The organism is Mycobacterium bourgelatii (assembly GCF_010723575.1).
In the GTDB taxonomy this organism is placed as follows: domain Bacteria; phylum Actinomycetota; class Actinomycetes; order Mycobacteriales; family Mycobacteriaceae; genus Mycobacterium; species Mycobacterium bourgelatii.
Map to the genome: position 1 here is coordinate 775,729 of NZ_BLKZ01000002.1, position 17,268 is coordinate 792,996.

The window sequence follows — 17,268 nt, forward strand, 5'->3', positions numbered from 1 at the left end:
GCTTCACCGCCACCTTGTTCACCGAGCCTGTAACGGTGCAGGAAAAGTTCGAGTGATGACCTGCCAAATTTCAGGCTCGCGGCCAGCCCAGGGGCCAGGCCACGCGGCAGCGACGCCGCATCGCCGCACGCTTCACCGAGCCTGTAACGGTGCAGGAAAAGTTCGAGTGGTGACCTGCCAAATTTCAGGCTCGCGGCCAGCCCCGGGGCCAGGCCACGCCCCAGCGACGCCGCCCTCGCCGCCCACTTCACCGAGCCTGTAACGGTGCAGGAAAAGTTCGAGTGGTGACCTGCCAAATTTCAGGCTCGCGGCCAGCCCCGGGGCCAGGCCACGCCGCAGCGACCCCGCGCCGCCGCCCGCTTCATCGAGCCTGTAACGGTGCAGGAAAAGTTCGAGTGGTGACCTGCCAAATTTCAGGCTCGCGGCCAGCCCCGGGGCCAGGCCACGCCGCAGCGACGCCGCATCGCCGCCCCAGCGACGCCGCCCTCGCCGCTCGCTTCATCGAGCCTGTAACGGTGCAGGAAAGGTTCGAGTGGTGACCTGCCAAATTTCAGGCTCGCGGCCAGCCCCGGAGCCGGGACGCCCCAGCGCCGACCCCGCACAGCCCCCTAGAAGAAGAAGCCGGCGAACGGGGCGTCGGGGACGGCGAACAACCGCTCGGCCACGACGACCGACCCCGGGTCGTCAGAGCGGGCCAATCCGGAAAGGATCAAACTCCGCCAGGACGCGCCGCCGAGCAGCACGGCGCCAAGCCCTTCGATGTCGACGTCGATCTGGGCTGGCCCGTCCGCCGGCGTGGCGCCGTCGCCGCTGACCGCGAAGGTGGCCGAATTAGCAGGCAGGAGAGGGTCATTCACCGCGATCGTGACAGACCCACCGTCGGCGTAGCTGCGGGCGGCCAGTGCCGCACGGGCGTCGATGACTCGCAGCCACGTTTCGTCATGCACCGCGACAAGTTTCGCGGCTCGGCGGTCGGCCAGCAGATAGGGCAGCGGATCGTCGACCGGCAGCATCCAGAACGTCACACGATCGATGAGGTCGAGGCCGAGCAGGAAGCGCAGCAGGCCGAGGTAGGCCTCGGTGTTGGGTGCGTAGAAATCCTCGACGGCGATCGTGCGCTGATCGCTGACGAACCAGGTCTCGGTGTCGATGGGCCGGTAACGGGCGAAGCCCGACTCGGCTCCCGGCTCGCCGTGTACCGCGATATACGAAGGGCCGGGCGAAGATTCGGTGCGCAACCGCAGGCTCTGCCACCAAACCTGCGGGCGGTCAATGGTTCCCGGCCGCGATGACCGATGCTCGGCACAGATCCGTGGCAGCAGGTCCCATGCTTCGTCGGGCTCGATGAGCCGCACCGGCCCGCCGGTCCCCACGCCCGGACGCAGCGCCGCGCGCGCCGTCCGAACCTCGACGGTCTGCGCCGAGCTGGCCACCCCGTAGCCGTACCGGCCATAGATCGTCGCCTCCGACGCCCGCAGCGTCGCCACGACCTCACCCCGCGCGCTCATGTCGCGCAGCTGATGGCGCACCAGGTCGGTGGCGATACCGCGTCGGGTGAACGACGGCAGCACCCCGATGTGGGTCACGGCCGCGTGGTTAACCAGCGCCCCGCCGGGAAGTGTCAGTCGGCTGGTCTGGGCGTCGGCGGTGCCCACGAGTTGCCCGTCCACGAAAGCCCCGATGGTGCGGCCCGGTTCGAGCAGCGAAGTGACGACATCAGGCGAGGTGTTCGACAGCGGTGGCAACCCAACCATCGCGGCGCGAAACACCTTGAGCGCGGTGACGAGGTCATCCGCCTTATCCAGAACCAGGATCTGCGTGGTCATAGGACCATCATTCAACGGGGGTTCTTTTCACCCGCTTCCACCGCCACGGACAGCCTGTTCTCGGCCGGCGCCACCGGACACGTCGCATAGTCGGTAAACGAGCACGGCAAGTTCGACGCACGGTTGAAATCAAGGATCACGGACCCGTCGTCGCCGCGCTCGCCGATCGACAGTGAGCGGGCACCGGGATAGGTCGTCACGCCACTGGTTGCGTCGGTGAACAGTACCTGCAGCGCCCCGTCGGCTCCACCGAACGCGATGAGCTGCTGGCGCTCACCGGCCAGTTCGAAATCGATGACCCCAACCGCATTGAGGTGATGTTCGAGTCCTTCTACGACGGCACCCGTCGTGACCGTTCTCGGTTCGTCGTACCGGGTGAATCGTCCTGCGACACGCCACTTTTCATTCGGTTGGTAGGTGGGAATGCCCTGGTACGTCCGGAGATGGGGAGAGTTCGGGTCATGCACCCGCAAGGCGGCCGATCCGGTTCGCCGGATCACCTCGATCCTGCGTTCCCCGATGTCGACGAGCAATCCTGGCGCACCCTCGACGGGTTCGAGCTTTTCGGTTCCGTCGAGCCCCTGCACGTAGACAGCGTCGGCATCCGCGCGCCACTGCCCGGGAAGGTCCGCGACGACCTCGAATTCCTCGGTGAGCCAATACAACCCGGTCAGGCTCACCCAGCCGAGGGGGTCGGCGAAGTAGCGCTCACGATCCGCGTGCCAGCGGTGCCAAGCTGTTTCGAATGTCTCCGTTGCCGTGTCTGCTGTGGTTGTCATTGCTTACGACACCTTCCTGTGCGACGAGAGGGCGGCTTTTGATGCGCTGACGCAGAACGGGTGCCACGTCGGATTGGAACAGTTCGAGGCTACGACGCTGTTGGTTGGGCGTCACGCCGTCGTTGTCAGCGCTGAGGTGCATCACCTCGTGGCCTAGTTGCTCGTGATAGCGGCCGACCTTGTCGATCACCTGCTCGGGACTGCCCACCAAAGCAGAGCTGCGTTCGATGAAGTCCTCGATCGACTCGAAGACCGCGGGGAGCCCGCCGCGGCGCTGCGCCGCCAAGCGGGCCTCGAACGCGGGCCGGTAGGCGGCCACGGCGTCCTGAGACTTCTTGGTGACGTAGAAGCCGGCCGTCCCGGCGCCGACCAGTGCGTCCTCGGGCCGTCGGCCGTAGAACTCCCACCTCTCCCGGTAGTGACGAACCAGTTCGGCGTAGGGCTCGACGGGGTGGCTGACGTTGGCGGAGAAGATCGGGTCACCGTGGCGCGCGGCAAGGTCGACGGAATCCCTGCTGGTCGCACTGCCGTGCCAGATGCGAATTCGGTCCTGAAAAGGCCGGGGAAGTGTCTTGGCGTGGACCAGTGGCGGGCGAAATCGGCCGGACCAGGTCACGTCCTCGTTTTCCCAGAGCAAGCGAAACAGCTCGTAGCCTTCGCGGTTGCGGTCCCACTGGTCCGCCGTGGTCACGTGGAACAACTCGGCCTGCGCCGTCCCGTTGCCTTTGCCGATGATCAGCTCCAGCCGCCCGCCGGACAGGTTGTCCAGCGTCGAGTAGTCCTCGAAGGCGCGGACCGGGTCGAGCAGGCTCAGCGTGGTTACCGCGGTGAACAGTCCAATCCGCGAGGTGCGCGCCGCGATGTTGCTCAGCACCACCGGCGGGGAGGACGAGATGAAAGGATCTTCGTGACGCTCGCCGACGGCGAAGCCGTCGAAACCCAATTCCTCGGCGAGGACGGCCTTTTCGAGGACGTCGCGCAGCCGGTCGGCGGCACTCTTCTTCGCACCCGTGACCGGGTCCGGAAGGTGGGTGATCAGTGTTATCAGCAGAAACTTCATCTGGTGCCTAATCGGGGTGTCGAACTAGACGAACCCCGGGCTGACCGGCTTCATTCCCGACGGAGCCTTCCCCAGGTTCTTACCGCGTTGCCGAGCAACTTATAGGCTGTCACCGCTGCGGTGTCTGACATGCCGCGAACGTGATGGAGGGACGCTGCCCAAGTGAGACCGGCATTTGGTGGAGGCACGCAGTGGTAGCCGTGTCGGTGCTGGTGCTCTCGGGTAAAGGCGGGACAGCGAAAACGCTCTGGCAGATGATGCTGGCAGGGGAGGCCTCGCGGGCCGGCATCTCCACCCTGCTGGTCGACGCAGATCCGGAGCGCAATCTGTCCAACCATTTCGGGGTGTCACAGCACTCGACCGGCCTGGGTTCGGTGCTGGAAGAGGCCGGCATCAGCTTCTGGGGGAAACCCGAACAGGGTGCAAAGCGAATCGACGAGGAAATCATCGACACCAAGTGGCCCAACGTCGAGTTGCTGCCCGCCGGCGCTTCGCTAGGCCGCGTCGCCAACATTGGGGTGTCGGACACCGGGCTGCTGCGCGCGATCTTCACCGTCGGCGGTATTTACGATCGCTATGAACTTGTCCTGATCGACACCGGCGGCCGCACCGGTTCGCTGGAAGCCCTGGCAATGCATCTGGGTGACGTGGCGTACGCGCCGATCACCCCCACTCGCGACGCGGTCCGCAAAGCCATCGAGGCACGCAACAGGGTGGAACGCATCCAACAAACCCATCCGCTCAAGTGGTGTGGGGTTGTGCTGTCCGCTTTCGACTCTCGGATCGGCATCGAGCAGTCGATCCGGGAGCAGGTGTACCGGGAGTTCGGCGACGAGGTCCGTGCCGAAGTGCCGCGGCGGGCCGTCATCAATGAGGCCTTCCAACTCGGCAACCGGCTCGGTGATTGCCACGACGCCGTCGCGAGAAGCCTTGCGCGGGTCTTCCGGGAGTTCCTGGAACGCGATCTGATGGGTAGGCCCGCCCCGGCACCCCAGTAATCCGGGATTGGCACGCCTTGGCACGTCAGGACGGAGGTGACGGTGCCCGAAGCGACGACGGACCCGGTCCGGCTGCCGCCCGGTCCGGCCCTGCCGAAATTCGTGCAGGCCGTCGGCTTCCTGGTGTCGCGGCAGCGAGGGCTCGCGACCCTGCAGCGGCGGTGGGGCGACGCCTTCACCCTGAACCTGCCGACCATCGGGCCGGCGGTGGTCATCAGCGATCCGGCGTTGATCAAGGACCTGTTCACCGGCGGCAGTGAGCTACTCGGCCGGCCCGGCAACCTTGGCGACATCCTGGGGCCGGGGTCGACCTTCAGTCTCGACGGCGCGGAACACCTGCGGCGGCGCAAACTTCTGGTCCCGCCTTTTCATGGCCGCAGGATGACCGGTTACGAGTCCATCGTCGAAGAAGAAGTGTTGCGGGAGACGGCCAACTGGCCCGAAGGTCGGGAGTTCGAGACTCTGCAGCCGATGATGCGTATCACGCTAAATACCATCTTGCGCACCGTTTTTGGGGCGCAGGGAGCAGAGTTTGACCAACTTCGGGAAATCCTGCCGCGGTGGGTGACCTTGACCTCACGGATGGCGGCGCTGCCTCGCGCGCTACGGCGCGACCTTGGGCCGCGAAGTCCCTGGGGCCGCGCGGTGCGATACCGGCAACGGTACGACGACATCATCGCGTTGCTGATCCATCAAGCACGAACCGACGCCGAGGAACGCGGTGATGTGCTGTCGCTGCTTCTTGCCGCTCGCTATGAGAACGGCTCGCCCATCTCCGACGAGCATGTGGCCGACGAGCTGTTGACCTTGCTGGCCGCCGGCCACGAGACGACGGCGACGACCCTGGCGTGGACGGTGGAGCGGATCCGGCGTCACCCACGGTTGCTGGCCCGGTTGGCTGAAGAGGCCGGCGCCGGTGGTTCGCGGCTACGTCAGGCCACGATCTGGGAGGTCCAGCGCACCCGTCCGGTGATCGAAGGCACCACCCGGGTGACGAAATCCCGGATACGCCTGGGCCCGTGGGTGATTCCGCCGGGGTACGCGATTGTCGCCAGCGCAACGCTGGTGCATGACGCGGAGGCGAACTTCGCCGACGCTACGAGGTTTGACCCCGATCGCTTCCTGGACCACCCACCTGACAACTACACGTGGATCCCGTTCGGCGGTGGAGTCCGGCGCTGCATCGGTGCCGCGTTCGCCAACATGGAGATGAACGTGACATTGCGAACTTTGTTGCGCGAGTTCGAATTCGCCCCTACTGACGCTCCCGGCGAGCGCACCCACTTGCGCGGTGTCGCGACCGCTCCCGCCAAAGGTGGCCGTGCCGTTGTGTACCGGCGCGTCAGCGGCGCGCCCCGACAGGCCGACGCGGATGTCCACCGGGTGCCGTCATGAACTGTGCATGCGGGTGCTGCACTTCCGGACCCGTCCACCGGGCAAGGGCCGCCATCCATCCGCATCGGTCGGCGGAACGGCCCGCCCAGGCGAGGTACCCGTCTGGTCGAATCAGCACTGCCGGACCATCATCCGCGCGTTCCGCCTGCATCAGCCCGGCGACATCGATCTCGTCGGTGCCGTGCTCACGGACGAACAGGAAGCCAGGCGCAACCCGCAGCAGCACGCCGATCCGGTTGTGGGTCAGTGGAATCTGCGTTCCACGGGTGCCGACCAACGGATGATCGCCGCGGTTGCGGGCATACCGCAAGGTCGTGCCGGCCAGGCTGCCCGCGATCGTGTCGCGAACCCGGGCTATCCGAAGTAGCCGAGGCACCAGCAGGTTTCGAAGGCCGCGCGCCAACCGCGGGTGAAGGGTGATGCCGCGCGCCAACATGCCGGATTGCAGCAGCACCCGCTTACCGATCGGATGACGCTCGTCGTGGTAGGTGTCCAGCACGGCGTCGTCGGCGCCGCTGAGCACCGCGTCGATCTTCCAGGCGAGGTTGGCCGCGTCCTGGATACCGGTGTTCATGCCCTGCCCGCCCATCGGGGAATGGACGTGTGCAGCGTCGCCGGCCAGGAACACCCGGCCATGCCGGTACCGCGTGACTTGTCTTTCATCGCAATGGAATCGGGACTTCCACTCCACCTCGAGCACGCCCAGGTCGGCTCCCATGGCCCGGGCCAGGATTCCGACGACCTCGTCCCGATCTACCGGCTCGCTGTCCGGTACTTGGTGGTGGCGGTCCCAGACCATCGTCCGGTACCACGAGCCGTCCGCATCGTGGCGGTGATACGGGGCCAGCAACGCGAACACGTCACGGGTGCTGCCGACCCGCAGGCCGCCGTCCGCGGGCCCATGGGCGAGCTTCACGTCGGCAAGCACGATGGACGACAGGATCGTCTTACCGGGAAAGTCAGCACCGACCAACTTGCGCACGGTGCTGTGCGCGCCGTCGGCGCCGATAACGTACTTCGCCCGCCAGCTGTCGTGCTCCGTCGTCACGGTCACCCCGCCCGCATCCTGGCTGAGTCCGATGACCTCGACGCCGCGCCGGATGTCGGCCCCTTGCTCGACGGCGTAGCCGGCCAGCGCCCGGTCCACATTGGATTGCGGGGTGACCATCACGAATCGGTACGGCGAGTCGAGGTGGCTGAGATCGACACGGCCACCGGCGAATACGGTGACCCCCGGCGCCGTGTGCGAGTGCGCCAACAAGCCCTCCGCGACCCCGCGGGCATCGAGCACCTCGAGCGTGCGGGCCATGGTGGCAAAGGCACGGCTTGCCGGGTGGGGGGTCGGGCGGCGCTCCAGGACGGTGACCGATCGGCCGGCGCGCGCAAGGTCTCCCGCGGCGCTCAGTCCGGTGGGCCCGGCGCCAACGACGAGGACGTCGACGGTGTGAGTGGTCATCGTGCCACCTCCTCCGGTTGTGGGTACCAACGACGGATGTCGTCGGGCGTTGCGACGGCCGCACGGTTGAAGACGAAGCGACACCCGGGCTGAGTGGCGTGCGCGGCGTTGACGATCGACTCGAACAGCAGCGTGTTGTTCGCGACCAGGCGTACCCCCGCGCCGATGAGTACCGCGTCGTAGCGCTTGGCCTCAAGCCACTGTCGGGCCTTGTCGGCGCCCGCTTGGCCGAAGTCGATGAGGCAGTTGTCGACGAGATAGCCGGCCGTCCGCAACGCCGCGACGTTGTCGTCGTTGGCGGCGCGAAGTCTCTCCCTGGTCAGGCCCGGGAACTGGGCGAAGTCGGGCGAGGAGTAGTCGATCACGTCGGGGTCGAGTCCGATTTGGATGGCGGTGATGGTCATGGTTTCGGCCTCCCCAGAAGTTGAGTTCAACAACTGTTGAAATCAACGCTAGACCCCGCCTCTGGTTGTGTCAACAGTTGTTGAATACACTGCTGGGTATGCCCCCAAGAGTGCGTGACGGCGAGGCCACCCGCGCGACGATTCTGGCGACCGCACGGTCGCAATTCGGCAACCAAGGCTTCGAACGGACGACCATCCGATCGGTCGCATCGGCGGCCGGCGTCGATCCGGCGCTCGTGATGCACTACTTCGGCAGCAAGGCGGAACTGTTTGCCGCGGCCTCCCGGTTCGATATCACCTTCCCCGATCTGTCCGGCGTGCCGCCCGACCGGATCGCGGACGTGTTGTTGCCGTTGTTCGTGGCGGTCTGGGGTCCCGACGGGCCGTTTCTGCCGTTGTTGCGTGCGGCCGCTACCAACCCTGCGGCCACGGATGCGCTGCTTGGGGTGTTCGTCGAACGGGTCGCCCCCGCCCTGTCCGCGGTGGTCCCCGATCGCGCCGCCGAGCGCGCGGCCCTGGTGGGATCCCAGGTGCTCGGTCTCGCGACGGCGCGCTACATCCTGTGTATCCCGGCACTGGTGCAGATGGATGACGCCGAGCTCATCGAATGGCTGCGACCGGTGCTCGCTCGCTACCTGGTAGGACCCGCGCCCCAACCCGCCTAGCGAATGTCGAAGTGGCCCAGCTCTGGAGCGGCCAGCATCGCGGTCAACCTCGCGCGGTCATAGGGCCACAGATCGACGGTGTTGTTCTCGGTGAGGTACCAGGAATTGCATCCGGTGTTCCACACCGTGGGTCCCATGGCCTCGGCCACCTCCGCGTTGAATTCGTCGGTCGCTTCCTCGGTCACCTCGATGGAGGTGGCCTTGCCGTCGCGGAGCATGTTCAGGAAGTGGACGATGTAGTTGGCCGTTCGTTCGGCCGAGTACTGCAGCGAGATGGATCCGGTCGGGGAGTTGGGCCCCAACACGGTAAACAGGTTGGGAAAACCGGGAATCGCGGTCATTCGATAGGCACGCGGCCCGCCGGACCAGGCCTTGTCGAGGCTGAGTCCGTCACGCCCGGTGATCTCCATGGGCCGCATGTAATTGTGCGCCTGGAACCCGGTGGCCAAGACGATGACGTCCGTCGACCGGATGCGACCGTCCGCCGTCCGTATCCCGGCGGGTGTAACCTCCTCGATCGGATTGGTGACCAACTCGGCGTTGGCGGATTGAATTGCCCGGTAATAGTTGTCGGAGACGACCTGCCGTTTGCACAGAGGTTGGTAGTCGGGTGTCAATTGCTTTCGTAGTGCGTCATCGCGCACCTGCAGACGCAGGCACAGCCGGGCATAGTTTTGGACCGCGCGACGTCGCCACGAGGGGTGGGTGGCCACGTCGGCCAGGATCCCGGACACTCGAAGCAGGGTTCGATACAACTGCCCGTGCGCGGCCGGAAAGCGCGTGAGTAGCGAGCTGACACGCGCACTCTGGCGCAACGACATTGGCGCCCACAAGATCCATTGGGGTGAACGGACATAGTGCGCAATCGAAGCGGCTTGCGGTTGCAACGCGGACACGACCTGCACGCCCGTGGATCCGGTGCCGATGACGGCGACATCCTTTGCGGTCAGGTCGATTTCGTCGTCCCAGCGTGCGGTGTGCACAACCGGTCCATCGAATTCTTCCAGGCCGGGGATATCGGGAATGGCCGGATGATGGAGCACTCCCGTTGCGCACACGACGACATCGGCCTCTAGCTCCTCGCCCGTGGCGGTGCACAGCCTCCAACTCGCCGTGTCTTCGAACCATTGTGCCGCAACGACTTCGGTGTTCAACCGGATGTGTTCGCGCAGCCCCAGGGAAGCCACGACATCGCGGTGGTAACGCTGGATGTCGGCACCCTCGGCGAAGAGGTGCGACCAATCGGCCTTGGGTGCAAACCCGAATTGATAGAGCTGAGAGGGCACGTCACAGGTCAGTCCCGGATAGCGATTCCAGTGCCAGACCCCGCCCACGTCCGAGCCCTTCTCCAGCACGGTCACGTCCCTGAAACCCCGCTGGGTGAAAACGTAAAGCGCGGTGATGCCGGCGAGTCCCGCGCCGATGACGACGATCCGCGGACTCATGCGTCAGGGATTAGACGCCCGCAGGTGCTGGCGTGCCGCGAGTTCGTCATCGTCGACGAGAACAAGCATGGGTTGGCCCGGTACGCACAGCATCGTGACGACGAAACGCACTCTGACGTCGTCTCGGTTGTTGCCGTCCTGGTAGTGGATGACGTCACCACCCGGTTCCCAAAACGCCTCTCCAGCGCGGATCGCCCGCGGCGGCTCACCCTCGAGCTCGAACAGCATTTCGCCCTCGAGCACGTAACCGAAGGCCGGACCGCTCGGGTGCCGATGCGGGGGAGCGCCCCGGCTGCCGGGCCCGTATTCAACGACGACCGTCATGGCGTGGGCGTCCTGGGAGATAAAAGGCGGTTGGACTTCCTGCACCACCGTGAAGGCCTTATCCCAATTCGGGTCCCAATTCCGGTCCCGATTGTGGTCTGAGGTTCGCGCCACGGATATCTCCTTTGATCGACCCTGGAGATCATGCTTGCACGTGCAGCCGGCTTTCGATAACGGCCAACGCCTGCTCAGCCCACCGAATGTTCTCTTGTTCGAACGCTATTCCACGCAACAGCGTGAGGTAGGGGCCGACTCGTTCCGCCTGCGCGAAGTACTCCTGCTCGGTGCGGCCGTCCAACAATCGGGCGCGGAATCGTTCGTAACGTTCCAATTTCGCTCTGTCCCACTGCAATCGCTCGAGGATGAAGTCTCGGACGGCCTCGGCATTACCGGCGTCGACGGCCGCGACCTTGACCAGCAGCTCATCGCGGAACACCGAAGGTTTCGGTGCCCTGGCGGTGAAGTCGTGAATGGCTTGGCGGCCAGCCTCGGTGAGTGAGTACATCCGCTTGTTGGGTCGACGCTCCTGATGAACAACACGCGCCTGGATCAAGCCGCGCTGGGCGAGTTGTTCCAGCTCGCGGTACAACTGCTGCGGGGTGGCCGTCCAGAAGTCGGCAACGGAGGCATTGAACCGCTTGGCCAGGTCGTATCCGGACGCCTCGCCCTCGAGGAGTGCGGCCATCACTGCATCGCGGAGCGACATCGGGCGATCGTACAACAAGCAATAATCAACAAAGTGACTAATAACGCATGGACACCTGCGGCGACAGGCTCTAACGTCAAGCAGACCTACTCAACAAGTTGACTATGCGAGGTTTCGTGAGCTCTCAAAATCCGTTCCGTAAGGCGGTCGAGGAGCGCGACGAGTCCGCCATGCTTGCTCTGCTGGCCGACGACGTGGTGTTCACCAGCCCGGTTGCGTTCAAGCCCTACGTCGGCAAGCCGATCACCGCCGCGATTCTGCGCGGCGTGCTGCGAATCTTCGAGGACTTCCGCTACATCCGGGAAATTGGCGACGACAAGGGCCGCGACCACGCGCTGGTGTTCGAGACCGGACTCGCGGGCGTGCCGGGAATGAAGATCACCGGCTGCGACTTCCTGCACTTCAATGATGACGGCTTGATCGACCAGTTCATGGTCATGGTGCGCCCGCTGTCCGGCGCGAAGGCGCTGGCCGAATTGATGGGCGCGCAGTTCGACCGGATCCAGCAGGAGGCTGTCGAGTTCGCCAGCGCGCAGGGGGCCTGACCATGCGAATCGGCCTTGCCATCAACTACGCCGGGGGCTTCAAGGACGTCGCCGCCGAAGTGGCCGACCTGGAGCGCGCCGGCCTGGATGTGGTGTTCGTCCCGGAGGCGTATTCGTTCGACGCGGTGAGCGCGCTCGGCTACCTGGCGGCAAGCACCGAACGCGTCGAACTGGCGTCGGGCATCCTGCAGCTGTACACGCGGACGCCGACGCTGACCGCGATGACGGCGGCCGGTCTGGACTACGTCTCCGACGGCCGGTTCATCCTGGGCCTGGGCGCTTCGGGTCCGCAGGTCATCGAGGGCTTCCACGGGGTGCCCTACGACGCGCCGATCGGCCGCACCCGCGAGGCCATCGAAATCTGCCGTCAGGTGTGGCGCCGGGAGCGGGTGCAGTACCAGGGCAAGTACTACACCGTCCCGCTGCCGCCCGAGCAGGGAACCGGCTTGGGCAAGCCGCTGAAGCTCATCAACAAGCCGGTGCGGGAACGGATTCCGGTGCTGATCGCGGCGCTCGGGCCGAAAAATGTGGAGTTGGCCGCCGAGATCGCCGAGGGCTGGCAGCCGATCTTCTACCTGCCGGAGAAGGCCGGGGACGTGTGGGGTGAGGCGCTGGCGGCCGGGCGGGCCAAGCGCGACCCCGCGCTCGGCGACCTCGAAGTGTATGCCGGGCCGGTACTGGCCATCGGTGAAAACGTCGAGCCGCTACGCGAATTCGTCAAACCACACCTGGCGCTGTACATCGGCGGCATGGGCGCCAAAGGCAAGAACTTCTACCACGCCTTGGCCACCAAGTACGGATACGGACCGCAGGCCGACCGGATCCAGGAGCTGTACCTCTCGGGAGACAAGGAAGGTGCCGCGAAGGTGGTGCCCGACGAACTCGTGCGCGACGTCAACTTGATCGGCTCGCCCGGATTCGTCAAGGAACGGGTGGCGGCGTTCCGCGAGGCCGGGGTCACCACGTTGACCGTCGCACCCATCGCGGGCACGACGGCCGAACGGGTGAAGCTGATCGAGGAACTCCGCGGGCTGATCGACTAGCTATCGCTAAATCCCTGCGGCGTCGGCTATTTCGATGCCCTTGTGGACGAGGGCATCGATCCGTTCGGTGGTGGGCGTTCCGGACGCCGCCTTGTTGAGCGGCTCGTCCATCGCGCGGCGCATGACGCCCTCGGCGATGATCGCCAGCCGCCATAGCCCGAGCACGTGGTAGTACTGCAGGGCGGCCGGATCTCGGCCGGTCTCCTCCAAGTAGAGCCGCGTCATCTCGGCGCGATTCGGAAAGCCCTCCAACGTCGACGGCGCAAAGTCACCGCCGGTCGTCTCACCCGGTTCCACCCAGAAGGTGAGCAGGGTGCCCATATCCGCCAGTGGATCGCCGAGGGTGGACAACTCCCAGTCCAAGGTCGCGACAATTTCACCGTTCTCCCGTGAGGTGATCAGGTTGCGGAGATGAAAATCCCCATGCACCAAGGCGAGTTCGCGTTGCTCGGGAGCGGCGGCGACGAGCCGACGCGTCAGGTCGTCAAGTTCCGGCAGCTCGCGCGTCTTGGACAGCTCCCACTGGCCCGCCCAACGTTTGAGCTGGCGCTGCACGTAGGGCTTGTGGCTGGACAGATCTTGCAGGCCGACCTCCGCGAGGTCGACGGCGTGAATTTTGGCCAGGGTGTGCGGCATTGACACAGCGGTCTGGCGACGCCGTTCCGGGGTCAACGATTCGGCGACCTCCATGGTGTCGATCACCAGGCCATCGACGAACTCCATCAGCACCATGGGAACCTCGGAGAACTCTGGATCCGTTGTGACACCGAGGATTTGCGGGACCGGCACGTCGGTGTCGGCCAAGGCGGCGATGATCCTCGCTTCACGCACCACGTCATGGGCCGACGCCAGCAGGTGACCCAACGGTGGTCGCCGCAGCACCCAAGCGCGCCCGGCGGTGTCGCTCACACGATAGGTCAGGTTGGACTGGCCGAGCCCCACACGCAGGAACTGCAGCGGTGGCGTGACGTCGATTTCCAGCGCGGCCAGCCAGCGCGAGACCGCATCGACGTCAACGCCCGGGATGTGCTTCGCGTCAGGCATGGGAGCCATGGGCCGCGCCGTCCCGGTACTTGCGTAGCTCTTGGCTGGCAATCGTTCGTTTGTGTACTTCGTCGGGCCCGTCGGCCAGTCGTAACGTGCGCAGGTGGGCCCACGCCGTCGCCAGGGGGAAGTCATCGGTCACCCCGCCGCCGCCGTGCACCTGGATGGCCCGGTCGACGATCTTGAGGGCGATGTTGGGGGCCGCGACCTTGATCGCCGCGATCTCCGTTCGGGCTTCCTTGTTGCCGACCGTGTCCATCAGATGGGCGGTCTTGAGGGTCAGCAGTCGGATCATCTCGATTTCGATGCGGGCTTCGGCGATCCAGTCCCGCACGTTGGCGTTTTCGCTGATCGGCTTGCCGAAGGTGACCCGCGACTGGGCCCGTCTGCACATGAGTTCCAGGGCCCGCTCGGCCATGCCGATAGCGCGCATGCAGTGATGGATGCGGCCGGGCCCCAGTCGGGCCTGGCTTATCGCGAATCCCTCGCCCTCGCCCTTGAGCACATCCTTGGCCGGCACCCGCACATCGTGGAAGTCGATTTCGGCATGGCCTTCGCGGTCCTGATAGCCGAAGACCGACAAGTTGCGCATGACGGTGATGCCGGGTGCGTCGATGGGCACCACCATCATCGATTGCTGGCGATGCGGGGCGGCCGTCGGATCCGTCTTGCCCATCACGATCAACACCTTGCAGTTGCGGTGCATTGCGTTGGAGGCGAACCACTTTCGGCCGTTCAGAATGTAGTCGTCACCGTCCCGGACCATCGACATCTCGACGTTGGTCGCGTCGGAGCTGGCCACTCGGGGTTCGGTCATCGCGAACGCCGACCTGATCTCGCCGTTGAGCAACGGCTTGAGGTATTTCTCTTTGTGCTCGTCGGTACCGAAGAGGGTGAGCACCTCCATGTTCCCGGTATCCGGGGCGCTGCAATTGCACGCTTCGGACGCCAGATGGCTGCGACCCATGATCTCGGCCAATGGCGCATATTCGAGGTTCGTCAGTCCCGGGCCCCATTCGGGATGCGGGTGAAAGAGGTTCCACAGCCCCCGCTTTCGCGCTTCCGCCTTGAGCTCCTCCAAGATCGGCGGATGGAAGTGCGGGTCACCGGCCGCCCGCATCTGCTCGTCGTAGACGGTCTCGGCCGGGTAGACGTGCGAATCCATGAACGCCAGGAGATCTGACTGGTATTGCGCGGCGCGCTCGGACACATCGAACAAGGACATCAGAACCTCTGAATCTCGTGAGGACGGCCGACGACGTTGAGTCGGCCTAGCTCCTTTCCTACACCGACCCGTTTGCGGCTTCCGAACCACATCCAGTCGGCGTAAGAAAAGAAGCATGAAGACGACAGCCGCGGTCCTGTTCGAGGTCGGCCAACCATTCGAGATCACCGAACTCGAGCTCGAGGGGCCCGGCCCGGGGGAAGTCCTGATCAACTACACGGCGGCTGGACTGTGCCACTCGGACCTGCATCTCACCGACGGCGATCTGCCCTGCCGGTTTCCGATCGTCGGCGGCCACGAGGGTGCCGGCGTCATCGAGGACGTGGGCCCCGGGGTGACGAAGGTGAAGCCGGGAGACCACGTCGTTTGCGCCTTCATTCCCAGCTGTGGACATTGTCGCTACTGCTCGACCGGCAGGCAGAGCCTTTGCGACATGGGCGCGACGATCCTGGAGGGCTGCATGCCGGACGGCTCGTTCAAGTTCCACCGCGACGGAATCGATTACGGCGCCATGTGCATGCTCGGCACGTTCGCCCAGAAGGCGACGATCTCTCAGCACTCGGTAGTCAAAGTCGACGAGTGGCTGCCGTTGGACACCGCGGTCCTGGTCGGTTGTGGAGTGCCGACCGGGTGGGGCAGTGCGATCTATGCCGGGAACGTCCGCGCCGGGGACATCACCGTCATCTATGGCATCGGCGGCGTCGGGATCAATGCCGTGCAAGGCGCGGTACATGCGGGCGCCAAGTACGTCATCGTGGTAGACCCCGTCGCATTCAAGCGTGACGCCGCGCTCAAATTCGGTGCCACACATGCCTTTGCGGACGCAGCCGCGGCTGCGGAGAAGGTGGTCGAACTGTCCTGGGGCCAGATGGCGGATCAGGCCATCGTCACCGTCGGCACCGTCACCGAAGAGGTGATCTCGGCGGCGTTCGACATCGTCGGAAAGGGCGGTTCGGTTGTGGTCGTCGGTCTCGCCAATCCGGAGAAGGCGACGGTCCACATTTCCGGTGCCATGCTGGCCCTCACCGAAAAGACAATTCGGGGTTCGCTATTCGGCTCCGCCAACCCGCAATACGACATCGTGAGACTGTTGCGGCTCTACGACTCGGGACAGTTAAAGCTCGACGAACTCGTCACGACGAGGTACCGCCTCGAAGACATCAACCAGGGCTACCAGGATCTGCGGGACGGCAAGATCATTCGAGGCGTCATCGTTCATTGATATTGGCCTGGCTGTCTTTCCGAGTCGCCCGTTCGACCCGATAGAGTTTGACCTCGGTGCTCATCCCCCTGAGCCGACGTGCTCCCATGGGGAACCATTCGAAGTCCCCGGCGCTGCCCACCTCCTCGCGTGTGGTCGCGGTGAGCAGTACCGTTCCCGGACGGGCGCTCGCGGTGACCCGACTGGCCAGGTTGACCGCGCTGCCGTACCAGTCGCCCGCGCGCGTCACGGCCAAACCCGATGCGACGCCAATCCGCAAGGCCGGCAGGTCGTCTGCCGCCGCATCCGCCAAGTCCAGGACGGTTTGCACCAGCGGCGTGGCGTCCGAAGACACGAACATCACCGCGTCGCCAATCGACTTCACGAACTTCACCGGTGGGGCTGCCGCGTCGTGGGCCAACTCAGCGAGCCGGCTGGCCACGCGTTCGAGATCTTCCGCCGGGAGCGCCTCGCCCAGCCCGGTGAATCCGGCCATATCGGCGAACGCCACGCTGACCGGCCGCGCTCCCGGCAAGATTCCGGCCGCCCGTTCGGCCGCATTGACGGCCTCCAGCTCGACGGTGCGCCGCAGCTCCATTCGCACCAGGTCGTCCATCATCGGCGCCAGCAGCGGCGCCGCCACTTCGGCGAGTTGCTCGGACGCTCTGGCCAGGTCGATCTCCGAATATCCCGGCCGCAGCAGGTTTTTGAGCGCCGCCTCGCGCATCATCGCTGCGGCCTGACCGAGGCTCTGCACCAGCACCCGCATGACGGCCACCGCATCTTCGGGGTCGTAGCCAAGGTCGAGAATGGCTTTCGCGTGTTTGACCGCCTCGGCGTCGGCGCGCGGCAACACGGCCGCGTCCGGATCGTCGGTCCTGGGCAGGCCGATCGCACGATGCATGCGCTGCAGCAAGGCCAGGTCGATCCCGGTGGACGCGCAGATCTCCCGCGCCGAGACGAGGGTCCCGTCATCCCCAAGAACCCGATAGGCGGGCAGCATCACCGGTGCGGTCGACGAGCGGATGTGCTCGAGGCTGAACCCCCGGTCCAGCAACCAGGCGATCAGTTCAGCCCGGTCGCGGCGTGCGTCGCCCTCGAGGCCGTCAAGCAGGCCCGACGCCTCGATGTCGACGTCAGCCGCCATATCAC

At 65.5% G+C, this 17,268-nt stretch carries 17 protein-coding genes; 6 read left to right on the forward strand and 11 right to left on the reverse strand.

Translation table 11 applies throughout. The features are described from left to right. Positions 1–608 precede the first annotated feature (608 nt). Genes G6N68_RS28540 through G6N68_RS28550 form a run of 3 tightly spaced genes read right to left on the reverse strand, consistent with a single transcriptional unit; the run spans position 609 to position 3,665 of the window. A complete protein-coding gene (locus G6N68_RS28540) occupies positions 609–1,826 on the reverse strand; it encodes a GNAT family N-acetyltransferase (protein WP_163719490.1) in 1,218 nt (405 codons plus the stop codon). 11 nt (positions 1,827–1,837) lie between these two features. Beyond that, entirely contained in the window at positions 1,838–2,605 is a 768-nt protein-coding gene (locus tag G6N68_RS28545) for a DUF1684 domain-containing protein (RefSeq protein ID WP_163719491.1), read from the reverse strand. After that, positions 2,535–3,665: an LLM class flavin-dependent oxidoreductase gene (locus G6N68_RS28550; RefSeq protein WP_163719492.1), complete on the reverse strand. Its 1,131-nt coding sequence runs from the start codon at positions 3,663–3,665 to the stop codon at positions 2,535–2,537. The genes G6N68_RS28545 and G6N68_RS28550 overlap by 71 nt, the downstream gene beginning before the upstream one ends. Before the next feature lie 191 nt (positions 3,666–3,856). Here G6N68_RS28550 and G6N68_RS28555 point away from each other — a divergent pair, with 191 nt between their 5' ends. Together G6N68_RS28555 and G6N68_RS28560 are read left to right on the forward strand one after the other, a co-directional pair. Beyond that, a complete protein-coding gene (locus G6N68_RS28555; protein ID WP_163719493.1) occupies positions 3,857–4,663 on the forward strand; it encodes a ParA family protein in 807 nt (268 codons plus the stop codon). A 42-nt stretch (positions 4,664–4,705) separates the two neighbouring features. Then, positions 4,706–6,058, forward strand: a complete 1,353-nt coding sequence (locus G6N68_RS28560; RefSeq protein WP_163719494.1) for a cytochrome P450 — start codon at positions 4,706–4,708, stop codon at positions 6,056–6,058. Here G6N68_RS28560 and G6N68_RS28565 read toward each other — a convergent pair. Both G6N68_RS28565 and G6N68_RS28570 read right to left on the reverse strand, forming a co-directional pair. Continuing rightward, entirely contained in the window at positions 6,006–7,514 is a 1,509-nt protein-coding gene (locus tag G6N68_RS28565; RefSeq protein WP_163719495.1) for an FAD-dependent oxidoreductase, read from the reverse strand. The two genes, G6N68_RS28560 and G6N68_RS28565, sit on opposite strands and share 53 nt — an antisense overlap. Further along, positions 7,511–7,918, reverse strand: coding sequence for a hypothetical protein (locus G6N68_RS28570; RefSeq protein ID WP_163719496.1), 408 nt, complete (start codon positions 7,916–7,918; stop codon positions 7,511–7,513). Before G6N68_RS28570 ends, G6N68_RS28565 begins: the two co-directional genes overlap by 4 nt. 98 nt (positions 7,919–8,016) lie before the next feature. Between G6N68_RS28570 and G6N68_RS28575 the strand changes: the two genes are divergently transcribed. Beyond that, positions 8,017–8,583, forward strand: a complete 567-nt coding sequence (locus tag G6N68_RS28575) for a TetR/AcrR family transcriptional regulator (protein ID WP_163719497.1) — start codon at positions 8,017–8,019, stop codon at positions 8,581–8,583. On the opposite strand, the gene G6N68_RS28580 is transcribed toward G6N68_RS28575, so the two are convergent. From G6N68_RS28580 to G6N68_RS28590, 3 genes are read right to left on the reverse strand one after another with little or no spacing between them, the layout of a single operon-like run. Next, on the reverse strand, positions 8,580–10,028 hold the full coding sequence (locus G6N68_RS28580; RefSeq protein ID WP_163719498.1) for a flavin-containing monooxygenase: 1,449 nt from the start codon (positions 10,026–10,028) through the stop codon (positions 8,580–8,582). The genes G6N68_RS28575 and G6N68_RS28580 overlap by 4 nt on opposite strands. Before the next feature lie 3 nt (positions 10,029–10,031). After that, positions 10,032–10,466, reverse strand: a complete 435-nt coding sequence (locus G6N68_RS28585; RefSeq protein WP_240355966.1) for a cupin domain-containing protein — start codon at positions 10,464–10,466, stop codon at positions 10,032–10,034. A gap of 28 nt (positions 10,467–10,494) precedes the next feature. Continuing rightward, positions 10,495–11,058 (reverse strand): PadR family transcriptional regulator, encoded by a 564-nt coding sequence (locus tag G6N68_RS28590; RefSeq protein WP_163719499.1) that lies wholly within the window; start codon positions 11,056–11,058, stop codon positions 10,495–10,497. A 104-nt stretch (positions 11,059–11,162) separates the two neighbouring features. Here G6N68_RS28590 and G6N68_RS28595 point away from each other — a divergent pair, with 104 nt between their 5' ends. Continuing rightward, positions 11,163–11,603, forward strand: a complete 441-nt coding sequence (locus G6N68_RS28595; protein ID WP_163719500.1) for a nuclear transport factor 2 family protein — start codon at positions 11,163–11,165, stop codon at positions 11,601–11,603. A 2-nt stretch (positions 11,604–11,605) separates the two neighbouring features. Beyond that, positions 11,606–12,646: an LLM class F420-dependent oxidoreductase gene (locus G6N68_RS28600; RefSeq protein ID WP_163719501.1), complete on the forward strand. Its 1,041-nt coding sequence runs from the start codon at positions 11,606–11,608 to the stop codon at positions 12,644–12,646. A 6-nt stretch (positions 12,647–12,652) separates the two neighbouring features. Here the strand turns inward: G6N68_RS28600 and G6N68_RS28605 are convergent, their stop codons facing one another. Next, positions 12,653–13,690: a phosphotransferase family protein gene (locus G6N68_RS28605; protein WP_163719502.1), complete on the reverse strand. Its 1,038-nt coding sequence runs from the start codon at positions 13,688–13,690 to the stop codon at positions 12,653–12,655. Then, a complete protein-coding gene (locus tag G6N68_RS28610; protein ID WP_163719503.1) occupies positions 13,683–14,915 on the reverse strand; it encodes an acyl-CoA dehydrogenase family protein in 1,233 nt (410 codons plus the stop codon). Before G6N68_RS28610 ends, G6N68_RS28605 begins: the two co-directional genes overlap by 8 nt. Before the next feature lie 115 nt (positions 14,916–15,030). Between G6N68_RS28610 and G6N68_RS28615 the strand changes: the two genes are divergently transcribed. Continuing rightward, positions 15,031–16,137, forward strand: a complete 1,107-nt coding sequence (locus tag G6N68_RS28615) for an NDMA-dependent alcohol dehydrogenase (protein ID WP_163719504.1) — start codon at positions 15,031–15,033, stop codon at positions 16,135–16,137. On the opposite strand, the gene G6N68_RS28620 is transcribed toward G6N68_RS28615, so the two are convergent. Then, complete coding sequence (locus G6N68_RS28620; protein WP_163719505.1) at positions 16,124–17,263, reverse strand: adenylate/guanylate cyclase domain-containing protein; 1,140 nt, start codon at positions 17,261–17,263, stop codon at positions 16,124–16,126. The genes G6N68_RS28615 and G6N68_RS28620 overlap by 14 nt on opposite strands. Positions 17,264–17,268 lie beyond the last annotated feature (5 nt).

What these genes read in the sequence shown, in the direction of transcription:
- G6N68_RS28540 (WP_163719490.1), bottom strand. Translation starts at nt 1,826, where the DNA reads ATGACCACGCAGATCCTGGTTCTGGATAAGGCGGATGACCTCGTCACC.
- G6N68_RS28545 (WP_163719491.1), bottom strand. Translation starts at nt 2,605, where the DNA reads ATGACAACCACAGCAGACACGGCAACGGAGACATTCGAAACAGCTTGG.
- G6N68_RS28550 (WP_163719492.1), bottom strand. Translation starts at nt 3,665, where the DNA reads ATGAAGTTTCTGCTGATAACACTGATCACCCACCTTCCGGACCCGGTC.
- G6N68_RS28565 (WP_163719495.1), bottom strand. Translation starts at nt 7,514, where the DNA reads ATGACCACTCACACCGTCGACGTCCTCGTCGTTGGCGCCGGGCCCACC.
- G6N68_RS28570 (WP_163719496.1), bottom strand. Translation starts at nt 7,918, where the DNA reads ATGACCATCACCGCCATCCAAATCGGACTCGACCCCGACGTGATCGAC.
- G6N68_RS28575 (WP_163719497.1), top strand. Translation starts at nt 8,017, where the DNA reads ATGCCCCCAAGAGTGCGTGACGGCGAGGCCACCCGCGCGACGATTCTG.
- G6N68_RS28580 (WP_163719498.1), bottom strand. Translation starts at nt 10,028, where the DNA reads ATGAGTCCGCGGATCGTCGTCATCGGCGCGGGACTCGCCGGCATCACC.
- G6N68_RS28590 (WP_163719499.1), bottom strand. Translation starts at nt 11,058, where the DNA reads ATGTCGCTCCGCGATGCAGTGATGGCCGCACTCCTCGAGGGCGAGGCG.
- G6N68_RS28595 (WP_163719500.1), top strand. Translation starts at nt 11,163, where the DNA reads ATGCGAGGTTTCGTGAGCTCTCAAAATCCGTTCCGTAAGGCGGTCGAG.
- G6N68_RS28600 (WP_163719501.1), top strand. Translation starts at nt 11,606, where the DNA reads ATGCGAATCGGCCTTGCCATCAACTACGCCGGGGGCTTCAAGGACGTC.
- G6N68_RS28605 (WP_163719502.1), bottom strand. Translation starts at nt 13,690, where the DNA reads ATGCCTGACGCGAAGCACATCCCGGGCGTTGACGTCGATGCGGTCTCG.
- G6N68_RS28610 (WP_163719503.1), bottom strand. Translation starts at nt 14,915, where the DNA reads ATGTCCTTGTTCGATGTGTCCGAGCGCGCCGCGCAATACCAGTCAGAT.
- G6N68_RS28615 (WP_163719504.1), top strand. Translation starts at nt 15,031, where the DNA reads ATGAAGACGACAGCCGCGGTCCTGTTCGAGGTCGGCCAACCATTCGAG.
- G6N68_RS28620 (WP_163719505.1), bottom strand. Translation starts at nt 17,263, where the DNA reads ATGGCGGCTGACGTCGACATCGAGGCGTCGGGCCTGCTTGACGGCCTC.